We start from the raw sequence: 14,651 nt of genomic DNA, 5'->3' as shown, positions 1-14,651 counted from the left end.
GCACTGATTTGTCCGCGTATACCCAACGCGATCTCGATCGGGTCGCCCACGAAGTGAATACGCGTCCGCGAAAAACCCTCGGCTTCCGCACGCCGGCAGCTATCTTCGCTGAGAGCGTTGCACCGACTCGTTGAATCCGCCACCCATAGCGCTTGTTTAACTCAAAGATCGAACGCAAGTAGACGTAGGTCTTGCCCGTGCCCGTTTCCATTTCGACTGTGAAATCACCGGACGCCAGTGCGCCTGAAGGGCGCAGACCGTGGCGTAGCTGGATGTCGGCGAGGTTCTTCTGAATCTCGTCGTCGAGCAACATGAGACGGTTGCCGATACCAAGATCACTGTCAGCGACAGCGAGATTGATCTGCGCGCTCGCAGTATCGCGCGTGACGGTGAACTCGGTGCGGCAAGTCTCCTGACCGCGAAACAGATCGCAGACTGCCTCGATTGCGCTGAGTTGGAAGTCGAGATCTGGCTCGAAATGCAGCTTCATACGAGCGCTGCGCCTTCGGTAGAGGCGGACCACCCCTTGGCCCGCAGCACATCAACGGCGATGCCGATCTGTCGAGGTGTGAACTGACGCTTGCCCGCGTTCCACGCGTAGGTGCGTTCAATTACGTCCTCAACGCGAACCGTGTGCGGCTGACGCGCGAGAATCCAATGCACCGTCGACAACAACTCCATTCCGAACGGCGACTCGAAGCCTTCCACAAGCTCGGCGACGCGCGCAAACCGCTGTTGGGTGTCCGTATGCGCTTCGAGAAACGTGTCTGCATCGCGGTCTGCGCCGGGCACCAGCGCGAGCGGCTTCTCTGGCGCGTCGCCTCCATCCGCGTATCCGCTGATGAGATGACCCTCGACGGCATGCAAAACATGTCGAAGATTCTCCGCGTAGGGACCATACTGCGCCGCGACGTACTTGAGTCGGAGCGGTTCACCCGCCTCCTGCATGAAGTACATCAGCTTGTGCACTTCAAGTAGGCTGATGGACGGGTCCAGTAACCCGCCGAGGTATCGCCTCATCAGACCGACCAAGGCCGCACGACCGGCAGTCATACGCGGAACCTCGCGATTGCTCACCATCCGCTCTGACTCAGGTGCGCCCTTCGGTTCGTAGACCCGGGCCTTCACGGACCGGAGCGGTGCGAATGCCGCCTCGATCAACGGGCGAACTTCGGCCCAGTCGAGCCCGCCCAGCCCACTTCCGAGCGGTGGAATCGCGATGCTCCGGATGTCCTTCGCCTTGATAAAGTCGACGAGCGCCGTGAGTCCCGCCTCGATATCCTCGACCCGGCTAGCGCCGCGCCAATGCCGCTTCGTGGGGAAGTTGACGATGTATCGCGGGAACGTGAGTTGGCCGGTCTCGAACACGAACATGCGACCAGGCTGCACTTCTTCACGCCTACATGCGGCTTCGTACGCCTTGAAGTTTTCCGGCCACGCCTTCTTGAATTGCAAGGCAATGCCGCGCCCCATCACCCCGACGCAATTCACGGTGTTAACGAGTGCTTCTGCGTCATCTTTGAGGATGTCGCCACGTGTGTACTCTATCATCGGTGCCTTATCCGTCATCAGTAGTACCAAGCTGGTAGGATCTCAACTAGCGGTCGATGTCCGCCAACGGGCAGAGCAGTGACCACACTATGATGGACGGCACGCGTCAGCACGCCGACGCGCTCAACAAGATGCCACGGAAAGCTATGCTCCAACAGAAACTCTGCCTGCTTGCCTTCCTTGCACAGCCGCCAATCGCGAGCGCCCACTGCCTCCCATTCGACGTCGCCAAGCTGTTCGAGGTCTGCTCGGTCTTCGAAGTATCGCGCGCCAGCGTTCGAGAGTGTGAACGCCCATCGTCGGGCCTTCGCGTCGGCCCACGCAACAGTCGCCCGAAGATCCGCCTCAAGGTGAATGATCGCTCCCTGTCCACCCCGGTACGCTAGCTCGGGATGATTCGCCTGATGGATGAGGTAGAGCATGACCGAGCGTGGGCAGAAGTAGAAAGGCACGCACGCTCCAACCCGAAGATCAGGATGACTCGTGAGACTGAGCTCATTGAGCCGCCGGTGCTTGATGCTGTTCATCCCGATAACAGTCCCTAACGGCGCTCGCCGAACCATCTCGGCGTCGCACCACAGGCTTTCATCGCTAACGATGGAAGGCAGCCGGTCAACATGGCAAATGTGATAGATCTTGGGCTGCGCAGGGACCGTCACCATCAAAGGCTCCGGACGTTCGTTAAGCCGTTCTGATTGAGGATAGCGGCCAAATTCGTCTTGGCGACATCGTCAAAGAAAGCGCTGTCGCGGAAGATGAGTGTGCTTTCACCGGCAGGCTGTAATGCCTTTTGCCAGCCCACGATAAACTCAGCCAGCGCCTCGACGTCTGCCTGCGGGATCGAACGCGACAGGCACACAAGCAGCGAGCCTCCGCCGATCGAATGAACTTCATGCGCAGTTGAACCAGATCCCGTTACCATCTTTGCCTCAATAGCTACGCAAAGATCAAGTCCGAGCTTGAGCAGCAACTCGAAAAGGATATCATGCTCCGTACGATCAGACTTGAGGTGCTCAATGGACGCTTGCAGAGTGTCGGCCATGTTCTCGTCGTCTGGTTCCCACGCACGCATGTTGCTGCTTGCCAGCTTGAAGACGCGGAAGCCCAGGTCTCCCGAAAATAGCGGGTTTTCGACACGAATGGTCTTTGCGGCCCTTCGCAGACGTTCCTCAGTGACGTTTGCAATGGTCGGGTAATCCGCGCTATCTGTTGGCTCGGGCAGTTGGACCATAATGAAACGTCGATTGCCTCCGTCAGCCGTGTTCTGACTCAGAAGAGCATGGGCAGTCGTTCCGCTCCCTCCAAAGAAATCAAGCACGACGTGGTCTTCGTCTTTGCGAGTGGCAAGCTCGAGAATCCGTCGAAGAAGTCGTGTTGGTTTCGGCGTATCAAAGGGAATCGACTCTGGGAAGAGAGTTTTAATCTCCTTTTTCCCTTCCTGATTGTGGCCAACTTCTTCGTACTTCCAAATGGTTTGGCAGGCAACGCCATCCTTAACATCTGAGATGAATCGCTTGATGGATGGGGCACCATTCCCTGCACTGCCGAACCATACTCGGTTGTCGGCAATCATCTCTTCCATTCGTTGTTTGGTATAAACCCAGCAGCGACCATTTGGTGGTAAGAATGTCCGCCCATTCGGGGCAGTTAGTTCGTAGAACTGCGATGCCGTTCCGTGGCCAGCTTGAGCGGTGGCATTCTCGGACTTCCAGTCACCACGCGGGTCACCATCGATATTCTTATATCTCGCGTTCATCTCGTCCGAACGCTCCAAAAGATTGGGATGCCATAGAGCCTTGCTCTTGGCGTAGACTAAGATGAAGTCATGGGCTTCCGAGAACCATTGAACTGCATTTTGCGGGCTATATCGTTTCTCCCAGATGATCGAGCTGACGAAATTTTCTTCACCAAAGATTTCGTCGCAGAGCTTCCCGAGATTGTGGACCTCGTTGTCATCGATACTGATGAAAATCACGCCTTCCTCGCTCATCAGATTTCTCGCGAGCTTCAGTCGTGGGTACATCATGTTCAGCCAATCGGTGTGATAGCGGCCGGAAGCTTCGGTATTGGACGAGAGCTTCTTCCCATCTTTTCCCGTCTGACCGGTCACCTCCAGATAGTTCTTGATGCTGTCCTGAAAAGTGTCGGGATAAACGAAGTCCCCGCCTGTGTTATAGGGCGGGTCGATATACACGAGCTTCACCTTTCCGGCGTACGACTTTTGTAGGAGCTTTAGCACCTCGAGGTTGTCCCCCTCGATCATTAGGTGCTTGGTGGACTCCCAGTCTACGCTCTGCTCAGGACACGGTCTCAGAGTGCCCGTGGAAGGCGTGAGGGCAAGTTGACGCGCGCGCCGCTTGCCGTGCCAAGTGAGCCCGTACTTCTCCTCAGCATCAGTGATCGTCTGATCGCCGACGAGCTGCTTGAGCACATCGAGATTTACTTCGACACCTTTAGACCCCTCTGTAACGAGCTCGGGGAAGAGCGCTCGGAGTGCGGCCAGGTTCGCGTCGATGAGATCGGGTGACTTCGTCTCGGAATCGTTGAAGGTCAATGCCTGCATCCTGTTCTCGTGCTTTAAAGGTTTGCGCGAGCGGCCGCTAACGCCGCCTCGACGCGCTTGAGTTCCTGATTCAGTTCGACGCGCCGAGACATCTGCTTCTGCTTTGCAGCGTTGGCTCGCAAACCAGTGGCCTCTGCGTCGAGCAAGACAAGGTCCTTCAGAGCACTCCGCCGCAGGGCAGCGTGCGCCGCGCTTGCGGCAAGCCGAAACGTCCCGGTGACGTGCGCGGCTTGCAGCGCCAGCAGGGCATCGATCCAGCCCTGATAGAGAACGTACAGAGATGCGCGCGGCTGTTTGCTCAACGCGAACGCGTCGCCCGCTCGTGGCCATCGTTCGTCGTCCCATTCGGCGGCCACCACGTCGCCGTCCAGAACCGTCATTCCTGTTTCGCTCTGTGACCAGCGTTTGTGCGTCGCGGACAGTTCCGGTCGCATCCTGCGCTCGGACTGCTCGGTCAGCAAGAGTACCGGGTACGGGATCGCGCGGTGGATCAACTCCACGACGCGCGTCGCGTCAGCTTCATCACGCAAGGACGCGCTCATCACGGCGATCTCAAGGTATTCTCGCACGTCATCGCGAAACGCCGGGACACCGACCGTGGTCGGCTTGAGGGTCGCGACCCAGTACAAGTCCTCAACCCCCTCGTTGATCCGTCGCTTGTCGGCGGCGGTGGGCGCGCCATTTTCGACCAGCAGCTTCTTCGGGACTCGCTTGCCCACCTGGCAGCCGGCCGGTAGCTGGAGCGCGGCCTTGAGCTGGTCGGTGGTCACGAGGGTTCAGCGGGGAGGACGACAAGGAACGCCACCACCTCGAAATCGGCCATACCAGCAAACTCACCCTTTAGCGCGTGCGTGCCTCCGGGAGAGAACAGGCTGGCCACAGCCCGCTCCTCCGTCTTCCCTACCACGGATGCGACAGCCGCCGCCAAGAGACTTTGCGCGTGGCCCATCTGTTCGCCGTTCTTCGTCGACTTGTCAAACCGCGCGCACGCGGCCGCATCTGGTAGGTCACGCCCCACACACATACGCTTGAGGCGATCAAGGATGCGCTTCGCCTGCGGGAACGGGAGCAACACGTCCCCCCCTTCGGCTACATGAACCAAGTAGTGCGGAGCGAGGGGGTATCCCGGCTCGAACGCGCGGCCGGCGGCCGCGCCTTCTGCCCGCAAGCAGAAGACTATTCCTGGTGGTGTCTCGGCTTCACTGGCGGTAGTTACCGCGAATGCCCCCAGAGGCGCGGCGTCGAGCGCCTCCCCGTTCTCTCGTAGGTACTCCGCCAAGTCGATTCGGAAGTCTGTGAGAGTCAGGTCGGCGATGGACACACCCGTCGACAAGTCTTCGAGATCGATGACGGCGTCTTGAAGCTTGAGCAACTGCGTACGTCGGTACTCCAGATCGTTCATGGGATTGCCTGATTCCTGCTCAATCAGGTTCTCCTCGCCGGTCGCCGAGATGTCCAGGAGTACCATTCGGCCACTCACGCGTTGCTCCAAGCCGATGTACTCCTCTAGCTCGATGTTAGGCCAGAAGTTCACGAGCTGGATGTGCTCATTCGGTGAGCCGATACGATCAATGCGGCCGAAGCGCTGGATGATGCGCACCGGATTCCAGTGAATGTCATAGTTGATCAACCAGTCGCAGTCCTGAAGGTTCTGACCTTCAGAGATACAGTCGGTCGCGATCAGCAAGTCGATAGTGCCTTCGCTCGCGAACTCCTCGGGACGCTCCTTTGCACGCGGCGCGAAGGCCGTGAGCAGGGAGGCAAGATCGCGTCGGAGGCCAACGACAGTTGTCTGGTTGGTACCCGTGCCAGTCACCAGCGCAGTCTCGACGCCGAGCGTCGCCTTCGCCCACACGGCGATGTCGTCGTACAGATAACGCGCAGTATCAGCGAACGCAGTGAAGACGATGATCTTCCGATTGCCTGCGTTGATGGGATGTCGACACTTCTCCTCGATCATTTCGCGCAGCTTGGCGAGCTTGATGTCGCGCGCGTTCCCCACCTCACGCGCGGCGGATAGTAGCGTGGCCAGGCGGTTGCGATCTTCGGTGAGGTCCTGCTTCCAGCGGATGATGTCTACGTCCTTGAGCAGCACCTTCACTTTGCGCCCGACCAGCAGGTTCTCGAAGGTGGGGTCATCGAGGTCGACATCCTCGATTTCCACTTCTTCGAGCGACTCGACATGAGCTTCGATCTGCTTCAGTGTCCCGTCCACGTCCCGCAGTTGACGTTCGACGGTCAGTGCAAACGAGGACACCGCGCTCTCCATGCGCTTCAATACGTTTACGCGTAGCAGGTGCGTGAGGCTCTCTTCGCGATCCGCTTGCCGAAAGAAGCCCTTGCCCCCAGTGACCTCGGTGCTGTACTTCGCATCGTACGCGGCCTGTCTATGCGGCAGCACGTACCGCAACGGCGCATACGCCGCGAGCTTGAGACGGCGAATCTCTAGGTTAATGTCCCGAATGGATGGGAACGCACCAGCCTGGTCGACATCGGCCTTGATATTGATCGGCTTGAGTCGCTGGGGAAACCGCCCTGTCTCCGAGATGCCGTAGTACTTCTCGATATGCTTCCGTGAACGCGCGATGGTGAGCAGATCGAGCAGCGTGAAGTAGTCGAAGCCCAGCATCTCGATGAGGCGAGACGGCGTGCGCTCCTTCGCGTCCAGATCGAGCCAGCGGTTGAACTGCTTCTGTGCGAGGCGCGTGGTCGCGTCGATGCTGCCAATGCCGTGATCGGCGAGTGCCGTGTCGTCGCCCTCTGTCGCAAACGCGATCTGATTGCGCAGGTCGGCCAGACGGTTGTTGACCGGCGTTGCCGACAGCATGAGTACGCGTGTTTTGACGCCTTCCTTGATGATCTTGCGCATCAAGCGGTCGTAGCGGGTCTCGCTCCCGGCTCGCGGGGTCTTCTTGTTACGGAAGTTGTGCGACTCGTCAATGACTACGAGATCGTAGTTGCCCCAGTTGACGTTCTTGAGATCAATGTCCCCCGACGAGCCACCGTCGCGACCGAGGTCCGTGTGATTCAAGACGTCGTAGTTGAAGCGGTCGGCTGACAGCATGTTGCGTCGGTCGTTCGCCTTGAACAGGGTCCAGTTGTCGCGGAGCCGCTTCGGCACGAGCACCAGCACGCGGTCGTTTCGAAGCTCGTGGTACTTGATGATCGCCAACGCCTCGAACGTCTTTCCAAGTCCCACGCTGTCGGCGATGATGCAGCCGCCGAAACGATTCAGCTTGTCGATAGCGCCAACAACGCCATCGCGTTGGAACTTGTACAGCTTCTTCCACACGACCGTGTCCCGTATTCCGGTCGCCGACTTGACGATTTGCTCTTCATCGAGCGCGTCTTCGCGCGCGCCGAAGAGCGCGTTCAATGTGATCGCGTAAATGCTCCGCGCGTCGCGATGAGCTGCCAGTGACTGCAGGCGCTCTACGAACTGACCTCTCGCCTCGGGGCTCGCTGGCAGGGTTGCCCATTGCTGTTCGAACCAAGCGGACAGACGCCCGGCTTCTTCGAGGGATTCCGAAGCTTGGATCAGCGACATCGGGTTGCCGGGGGCGACCCCGAGGCCATCGGAGCTCAGGGCCAGGGAGCCCACTACGATCTGCAGGGGGGTACCCTGGCTGTCCCGGAGCACCACGGCGCCCTGGGGGACCGTTCCGGCCGCGCGCCGCAACTCGACCCCCTGCTGCACCCATTTGGCGCACTGGCGGGCCAGCCAGCGTGCTTGGAGGCGGTTCCGGGCAGCCCGGTCGCCTTCGCGTCCCAAGAGGTCCAGCCGGTCGTCGTCCACCGGCAGGATCAGCCGGGTCTGATTCAACCCGCCCAGGTCACGCATCAGCTCGGCGTACGCGAACAAAGAAAAACTCGGCGAAACGCAGTCCAGCTCTTGTGCGGTGCCCAGAGTGGCGCGAAGCAGATCGATGACGCGGTCAGTTCCCGAATTCTGGACGAAGCGCATTTAACGGCTGTGGCGAGGACGAATGGACGGGAAGGTGACGATAACCGTACAGTCCGACATTCGCACGAGTTATCGGAGCTTCCCACGGGAACGAAGCGTGGGACGCACCCCTCGCCTGCCGACCTCGTCCTGTGGCCACAGCCATTGATGGCACGGTCGAAACCCAGCAAGTACGATGGGTCGCGGCGACTGTACGGCGTCCATCGCGGTGCTGCGAAGCGAGGCCATCAGCAGCTCGGACAGTGCTGGCCACCTACTTCGGCGCAGCTAGGAGTAGGAAGCTGCCCACGCCTCCATTCCGTTTCCTCGTCTAGGTACGCGTTTATGCTTGAGGCTATCCGTTTCCGTCGGACCGCTGGTCCTGCAACAAGTCGTGCAGCCGGCCTCCTTTCAGAGGACGTCGTCGATGTTCAGGAAGGCTTGTTCAAGCATTGGGGGGTGTCGCTCATTCTGGCGGTGATGGGTCGGCGGGACAGATGCGGCAAGCGCAGGTACTCCGGAATATGATCGCTCCCAGTTACCTCGATCGGTAGAGCAACCAATTTCCGTTCGTGCCGTTGGTCAGAGGCTGAAAAGCGCCCTATCTCGGATTCGGGCCTTCCGCTCCTTGGTGTCAGAGTGCTCCTCCGATTCGAGGAGGTCGGCGTCCGACGTACCGATAGCCCGGTCACCGCCCAAGACACCGCAGCCCTTCAGAACCTCAAACGCAACGCGAGTGTCGCTGGCCTGATCCAGCGCTCCTCGCAGTACTTCGATCGAGCGCTCACAAAGAGCGTCGAGGCGTGCGAGCGCCGTCTGTCGCAGGGCGTGCCGTGAAGCATTCACTTCCGCCCGGAAGAGGTAGTCATCCTTGAGCCAGCGGTGGACCGTTGTCCTGCTGACCCCGACGGCCGCCGCCGCGTCAGTGATGCTGCGACCGGCCAGCAGCGCTTCGAGCACCGTCAGCTGGATGGGGTCAATGGTGCGCGGGGCTTCCTCGATGTCTCGCTCGCCTGTCCTATTTCGTGGCATTCTGTCGCACCTTTGCGGCCGGATGTTTTATGGGCAGAGCAGGATCTCTGCTCCCGGGATCGTGACGTGGGTGGCGATGTACTGGTAGCCGCCACGCTCTTCTTCATAACAGTTGATCTTGGCCAGCCCAGCGAGCCACGCTTTCCGATACGCGATGGCGGGAGGCTGCCGCGTGAACCCCAGTACGGCATGTAGGTGGACCCGGCCGAACACAGGGCTCTTCGCAGCGACGGCGAAGTAGCTGACCCGTCCGAGGGAGCGTTGCTCCAATCGTCGCACGTAGCGCTCGAACTCTTTCGCGGCTGCAGGCTCGTCTACCTCGGTCTCGAACGTCAGGGTGGCGAAGGTGTGCCACCGACGCTGTGCGATCCAGCGGGCTGATTCCCGGATGAGGGCGCGTCGGAGGGGCCGCTGGTTGTCGCTGCCGATCGGCTGGGTGACCCTCGTTCGTTTGATCTTGGGCATAGCTCGGGCTACAAGTGCACGGTGGAGTAGGCATTGAGGCGCTTCGGATCAGGCCGTGGGTTCCTGTTGGATGGGGCCACGGTGGTCGGATCGTGCAGAGCGCCGGATGGTTGTAGGTCAGGCGGTGGGGCAGTTGGCAAGGCGTCTACGGCCTTCGTGCGGGGCAAAGCCGTGTCACTGCTCTGAGGTCGATCTGCGGCGGGGGAGCGCGGACTGCCACTCGCGTAGTGCGTCTTCCGGGTAGCGGACAGAGACTCCGACGCGCACAAAGGGCGGCCCGTCGCCACGAAGGCGCATCTTCGAGAGCGTTGAGCGGGCGGTGCCCGTCAGCGCCGCGACATCGCGTTCGGTGAGGAATTTCACGAGAGGGGCTACGGTCTTTTCCATGTCACTCTGGGCTAGGGTGGACTGATGCAGTTCAGCCTAGGCATTCCGAGCAGTTGACGGACTCCCCCAAGTTTGCCGAGATTTCGTAATGCCAACTACGAGATCTCGTACTTCCCGCAAGCTTGCGAAAAACAACCCCGCAAAGGTCTTCGGCGAAAGGCTCGCGGAATTGCGCCAGCAGGGTGGCCTGACCGTCGAAAAGTTCGCGGAGCTTTTCTCGGCGAAGCCAAACACCGTCCGAGACTGGCTGAATGCTCGGGTGTTGCCTCGTGCTGAGGCTCTTGTCGGTATTGCTCGCCACTTTGGGGTGTCGATTGATTGGCTCCTCGGAGTAAAAGGAGCCCCGATGTACCCAACCCAATGGCGTAGCATGACTGACTTCGAGAGTGAACTCTCGACTGCGATCGTCGAAATAGTGCGACGTCGCGGCGGGGTTTCAGCTGCCCTGATAGACGAGTTCGCGATTGACGGGTGTGCTGCGCTTAACTCGTTAGTAGACTCGGTCGAAAGCGAGGTAGTCTCCATGGCGCAACAGCGAACCAAATGGATCTCGCAGTATGATACTTTGGCAATTGCTCACGCCGAGGTATACCGCGTTGCAAGAATGAATGCCGCGCTCCCTGCTCCGACGGCTACTACGAAAAGTGCTCAAGGCAGGAAGCGCCCCGACAAAAGCGTCAAGCAGCGCGCGCAAGACGACGTGAGGAAGATTCACGATCTTCAACAGGGAGTGCTCCAAGCCCTTTCCCCCGCCTTGATGGCTCTACAGTCCGCGATGAATGAGGCGCGCAAACAAGCAATTGGCCGACGCAAGCCAGGTCGTGAGTTGGTCACAATTCCGACGACCGTCGCCCTTAAAGCTGCCGAGACGAGCGAAGAGATGAGCGTCATTCGGCGGCTATTCGAAGAGGACCAAGAGGCGTCACGCTTGATTGCGAAAAAATTTATGGCGCCACAAACGATCTCCCGCTAGCTTCATCGTCCCGAGCGTAGCCGATTCGACCCGAAATCCACCCGATTGGTTACCCCTCGGTTACCCGATCGGCGACCGACTCGAACAACAGACAAAGCCCCACAACGGAAACCGTTGCGGGGCTTTGCTTTATGTCAGAGCGGGCGACCGGACTCGAACCGGCGACGTCCAGCTTGGGAAGCTGGCATTCTACCAACTGAATTACGCCCGCAGTGCGGCCCACCACCCGACCGCCCTACCCCCAGAAGCTACTCCGCCCGGCCCGCTCGGGTAAAGCCCTCGCCCCCAATCCGCGCCGTCCTCTCGATCTCGTCCCACTCGTGCAGCGGCTGGGGCCGACTCGCTACCTTCCAGCGTCACCATCTTCCCGTCCTGCTGTGCGACTACCTGAGTTCATCGAAGCCAACCGCGACGCCATTCTCGCGGCGTGGGAAGAGTTTGCCCGCACCCGCGAGGGCGCCGAGCATCTGGACCGGGCCGCACTGCGCGACCACTCCGCCAGCATGCTCCGCGAAATCGTCGCCGACTTGCGCCGGTCGCAGTCGCATGATGCCGGGGCCCACAAGGCGCGCGCCGAGCACGATGAGTCGGTCGACGGCGTCGACTCGGCGGCGCAGGCACACGGCGCGGAACGCGCGCACCATGGGTTCAGCGTGGGCGAAATGGTGTCGGAGTTCCGTGCGCTGCGCACCAGTGTGCTCCGGCTCTGGACCGCGTCGCGCGCGACGCTCGACGCCGACGACATCAGTGATCTCATGCGCTTCAACGCGTCCGTCGACCAATCCATCGGTGAGTCGGTCACGCGTTTCACCAGCAGCATCGACGAGTCCAAGGATCTGTTTCTCGCGATCCTCAGCCACGATCTTCGTGCGCCGCTGCAGACGGTTCTCATGGTGACGGATCACCTGGCCACCCTCCCGACACGCGACACCACGCAGACGGTGCTCGTCTCGCGCGCCTCGCGCAGTGTGACCCGGATGATCGACTTGGTCGACGACCTGCTCGACTTCACGCGGAGCCGCATGGGAGCGGGCCTCGCGATTGCGCCAGAGCCGACCGACCTGTCCGTGTTGGTGGAGCACGCGGTAGAGGAGATCGAAGCGGCCCACCCGCAGTGGGCCTTCGAGCCGCACATCGACCCCAACCTGTGGGCGCCGGTCGATGGCGCGCGCATGCGGCAAGTGCTGGCCAATCTGCTCAGCAATGCCGTGCATCACGGCGACTCCTCTGTGCCCGTGAGCATTCGAGCATTCGGAACCGAACGGACCGTCGTCATCGACGTGGCCAACTTCGGCCGCATAATTCCGGACGGCGAAATTGCCACCCTGTTCAGTCCGTTCAAGAAGATCCTCGCCGACGAGCCGGTCGCCTCCGCCGATCACCACCTCGGACTCGGCCTGTTCATCACGGATCGCATTGTGTCCGCGCACAACGGACACATCGACGTTACCTCGTCGTCCGAGGATGGCACGACGTTCCGCGTGACGCTACCGCGCTGAGGCGTCGAGTGTGTAGCCAAACGCGCATCTAGATTCGGCGACGGCATGTACGTCGCATGACGGATATCGCCGCCCTCTCGCACGCCAGAAAGTAGAGGCACGCACAGTGTGCGATGCAGCACTACTTCATTGGGCGTGTGCCCGGGAGATGTCCCCATGTTGCTCCACTTCTAACGTTCCAAGCTCGCCGCCGTCACGATGCTCGCGATGGTCGCCGTTGCCGCCTGTGGCGACGGTGTGGTCGCGCCGTCAGCGGCCGTCACCGCGTCACTCACCCTCGGGCAGACCGCCGAACCGCCGGCCTATGGTCCGTGGGCGCGAATCGTCGAGGGCACGACCGGACCTGGCGCCCTGTACGCCATCTACGTACCCACCAGGTGGAATCGTCAGACGGTCACGGTCGCCCACGGCTTCCGCGATGTCTCCACGCCCGTCGATCTCCGTGATCAGGACGGTCTCTACGCGACGCGGGAAGCGCTGGGCGCACTCGGATACGCGGTCGCCTACTCCAGCTACTCCGAGAATGGTTTCGCCGTGAAGGATGGCGCGCAGCGCACGCACCAACTACGGGGCCTGCTCGCGTCGAACCTCCCGGCCACGCCCACGAAAAACTATCTGATCGGATATTCACTGGGCGGCGGCGTCGCACTCACGCTCGCCGAGAAGTTCTCATCGCAGTATGACGGCGCACTGCTCGTGTGCGGTATGGTCGGTGGCTCGCGCGTCCAGACGCAGTATCTCGGGCACGTGCGTGCGCTGGCTGATGCGTACTTCCCGGGCATGCTGCCCGGCAACGTGCTCGGCGTGCCGGCCAATACCGTCATCAATCCGATGACGATCATCGGTACCATCGCGCCGAATCCGGCCAACCAAGCCAAGCTGTTGGCGATGGCCAGTACCGCACAGACGCCGTTGCCCATCGACCCGGCGAATTTCTTCCCCAGCCTGCTCGAGTCGCTGATCACCGGCGTATCCTTTCACGCGCGCGGCATCAACAATATCGTCGAGCTGACACACGGGTTCTCGCCCTTCGGCAATACATCGACCGTGTACAGCGTCGGCACGCCGCTGCTCCCGGCGGCCGCGCTGACGCCATTGTTGCAGCTCGCCAACGCGACGGTCACGCGCTATGCCATCGATCCGGCCGCCGAGCAGTATCTGTCGCACAATTTCACGCCGTCGGGCGACCTGCGCATCCCTGTGCTCACGGTGCACAACGCGTACGATCCGGCCGTACCGGTGCAGCATGAGACTGCACTGCTCAACGCCGTCATGACTGCTGGCGCCACCGACTTTCTGTCGCAGCGGGTGATCAATCGCTATGGCCACTGCAAGGTGAACGCGACAGAAATCTCCGATGCCTTCGGCGATCTCACCTCGTGGGTTGCCAGCGGTGTGAAGCCGGCCCCGTAGTCTGCGGCGCCGGACGGTACGACGATAGCACGAGGGCGGGGGGAGAGTTTCCCCGCCCTCGTGTGCTGTCCGTGCTGCTGTTACTTCGACACCAGTCGCTTGAACACGTCGCCGTGTAAGGCAATCGACGGCACGAACACGAAATTGTTCGACCGCAGCCCCAGGGCCGACCGATCGTAGAACACCCCAAACTCCGCCGACACGCCGCGATGACGACCGCCCGCTTTGAGGCCCGCGAACGCCCCGATCGTTGGCGTATCGTGCACTGCCGTCGAACTCATCGGAACGGTCTGAATAGCGCGAACACCGCCGTACGGCACCACCGATGCGCTCTCGCGGCCCGAGGTGATCAGAGTGACTTCGCCGTGCGCATGCTGAAGAAAATTGACAAAGCCGGCACCGATCATGATGGCGGTCGCGTGCGTGTCACGATTCGTGGGGCCGTCCAGCCGCCGCTTGTACGATACGATCACGCCGCTGGCCGTCGGGATTCGCACGCCCCAGTCGGAGCGATCGTCGAGACCCATGCGCTGCTCGACATCGAGACTTGGCATGGCGATACTCTCCTTGCGTGTGTCGCTCGAGTCGGTTGACCACTCCGCGCCGCCCGGCACGACCGCCAGCGTAGTGGTGCGCTGTCCCTCGCCGCGCGCCATCGGCACGGCGGTCGTCGACACGGCATACGGAGTGCAGGCCCCGGCGAGGGCTACGAAGGGAAGTACCGCCAGAGACAGCACGGCGGAATTGGCGCGACATCGCATGAACGCTCCTGAAAGGTGTATCCGGAGCTTCGCGCCAACCGGTCGGCCCGAACATCCGTCACGT

The 14,651-nt window shown here is 61.0% G+C and carries 11 protein-coding genes, 1 tRNA gene and 2 pseudogenes; 4 read left to right on the top strand and 10 right to left on the bottom strand.

Annotated elements, in window-relative coordinates:
* Positions 1–134, top strand: a pseudogene (locus RMP10_RS17345) (IS30 family transposase); the annotation flags it as partial.
* A gap of 5 nt (positions 135–139) precedes the next feature.
* Here RMP10_RS17345 and RMP10_RS23440 read toward each other — a convergent pair.
* From RMP10_RS23440 to RMP10_RS17310, 8 genes and pseudogenes are all read right to left on the bottom strand, one after another.
* Positions 140–490: pseudogene (locus RMP10_RS23440) on the bottom strand (restriction endonuclease subunit R); the annotation flags it as partial.
* Complete coding sequence (locus RMP10_RS17340) at positions 487–1,551, bottom strand: macro domain-containing protein (RefSeq protein ID WP_310571413.1); 1,065 nt, start codon at positions 1,549–1,551, stop codon at positions 487–489. The pseudogene RMP10_RS23440 and the gene RMP10_RS17340, both read right to left, overlap by 4 nt.
* 17 nt (positions 1,552–1,568) lie before the next feature.
* On the bottom strand, positions 1,569–2,210 hold the full coding sequence (locus RMP10_RS17335) for a DUF4433 domain-containing protein (protein ID WP_345785818.1): 642 nt from the start codon (positions 2,208–2,210) through the stop codon (positions 1,569–1,571).
* Between the two features lie 2 nt (positions 2,211–2,212).
* Entirely contained in the window at positions 2,213–4,114 is a 1,902-nt protein-coding gene (locus RMP10_RS17330; protein WP_310571411.1) for a site-specific DNA-methyltransferase, read from the bottom strand.
* A 14-nt stretch (positions 4,115–4,128) separates the two neighbouring features.
* The gene (locus RMP10_RS17325) at positions 4,129–4,884 is read right to left on the bottom strand and encodes a DUF4391 domain-containing protein (RefSeq protein ID WP_310571410.1); all 756 of its coding nucleotides are present in this window, start codon (positions 4,882–4,884) and stop codon (positions 4,129–4,131) included.
* Positions 4,881–8,078 (bottom strand): helicase-related protein, encoded by a 3,198-nt coding sequence (locus RMP10_RS17320; protein ID WP_345785815.1) that lies wholly within the window; start codon positions 8,076–8,078, stop codon positions 4,881–4,883. Before RMP10_RS17320 ends, RMP10_RS17325 begins: the two co-directional genes overlap by 4 nt.
* 561 nt (positions 8,079–8,639) lie before the next feature.
* Complete coding sequence (locus tag RMP10_RS17315; protein ID WP_310571408.1) at positions 8,640–9,017, bottom strand: helix-turn-helix domain-containing protein; 378 nt, start codon at positions 9,015–9,017, stop codon at positions 8,640–8,642.
* Positions 9,018–9,116: 99 nt separating this feature from the next.
* Entirely contained in the window at positions 9,117–9,554 is a 438-nt protein-coding gene (locus tag RMP10_RS17310) for a hypothetical protein (protein ID WP_310571407.1), read from the bottom strand.
* Positions 9,555–10,029: 475 nt separating this feature from the next.
* On the opposite strand from RMP10_RS17310, the gene RMP10_RS17305 reads away from it, so the two are divergent.
* Positions 10,030–10,914 (top strand): helix-turn-helix transcriptional regulator, encoded by an 885-nt coding sequence (locus tag RMP10_RS17305; RefSeq protein WP_310571406.1) that lies wholly within the window; start codon positions 10,030–10,032, stop codon positions 10,912–10,914.
* A 138-nt stretch (positions 10,915–11,052) separates the two neighbouring features.
* Here RMP10_RS17305 and RMP10_RS17300 read toward each other — a convergent pair.
* Positions 11,053–11,125: transfer RNA gene (locus tag RMP10_RS17300), tRNA-Gly, on the bottom strand.
* A 166-nt stretch (positions 11,126–11,291) separates the two neighbouring features.
* Here RMP10_RS17300 and RMP10_RS17295 point away from each other — a divergent pair.
* Positions 11,292–12,413, top strand: a complete 1,122-nt coding sequence (locus tag RMP10_RS17295; protein ID WP_310571405.1) for a sensor histidine kinase — start codon at positions 11,292–11,294, stop codon at positions 12,411–12,413.
* Between the two features lie 198 nt (positions 12,414–12,611).
* A complete protein-coding gene (locus RMP10_RS17290; RefSeq protein ID WP_310571404.1) occupies positions 12,612–13,826 on the top strand; it encodes a hypothetical protein in 1,215 nt (404 codons plus the stop codon).
* 80 nt (positions 13,827–13,906) lie between these two features.
* Here the strand turns inward: RMP10_RS17290 and RMP10_RS17285 are convergent, their stop codons facing one another.
* Complete coding sequence (locus tag RMP10_RS17285; RefSeq protein WP_309671084.1) at positions 13,907–14,587, bottom strand: hypothetical protein; 681 nt, start codon at positions 14,585–14,587, stop codon at positions 13,907–13,909.
* Positions 14,588–14,651: the final 64 nt, after the last annotated feature.

Source organism: Gemmatimonas sp. (assembly GCF_031426495.1).
In the GTDB taxonomy this organism is placed as follows: Bacteria; Gemmatimonadota; Gemmatimonadetes; order Gemmatimonadales; family Gemmatimonadaceae; genus Gemmatimonas.
This window is presented reverse-complemented; position numbering and strand designations above follow the sequence as displayed.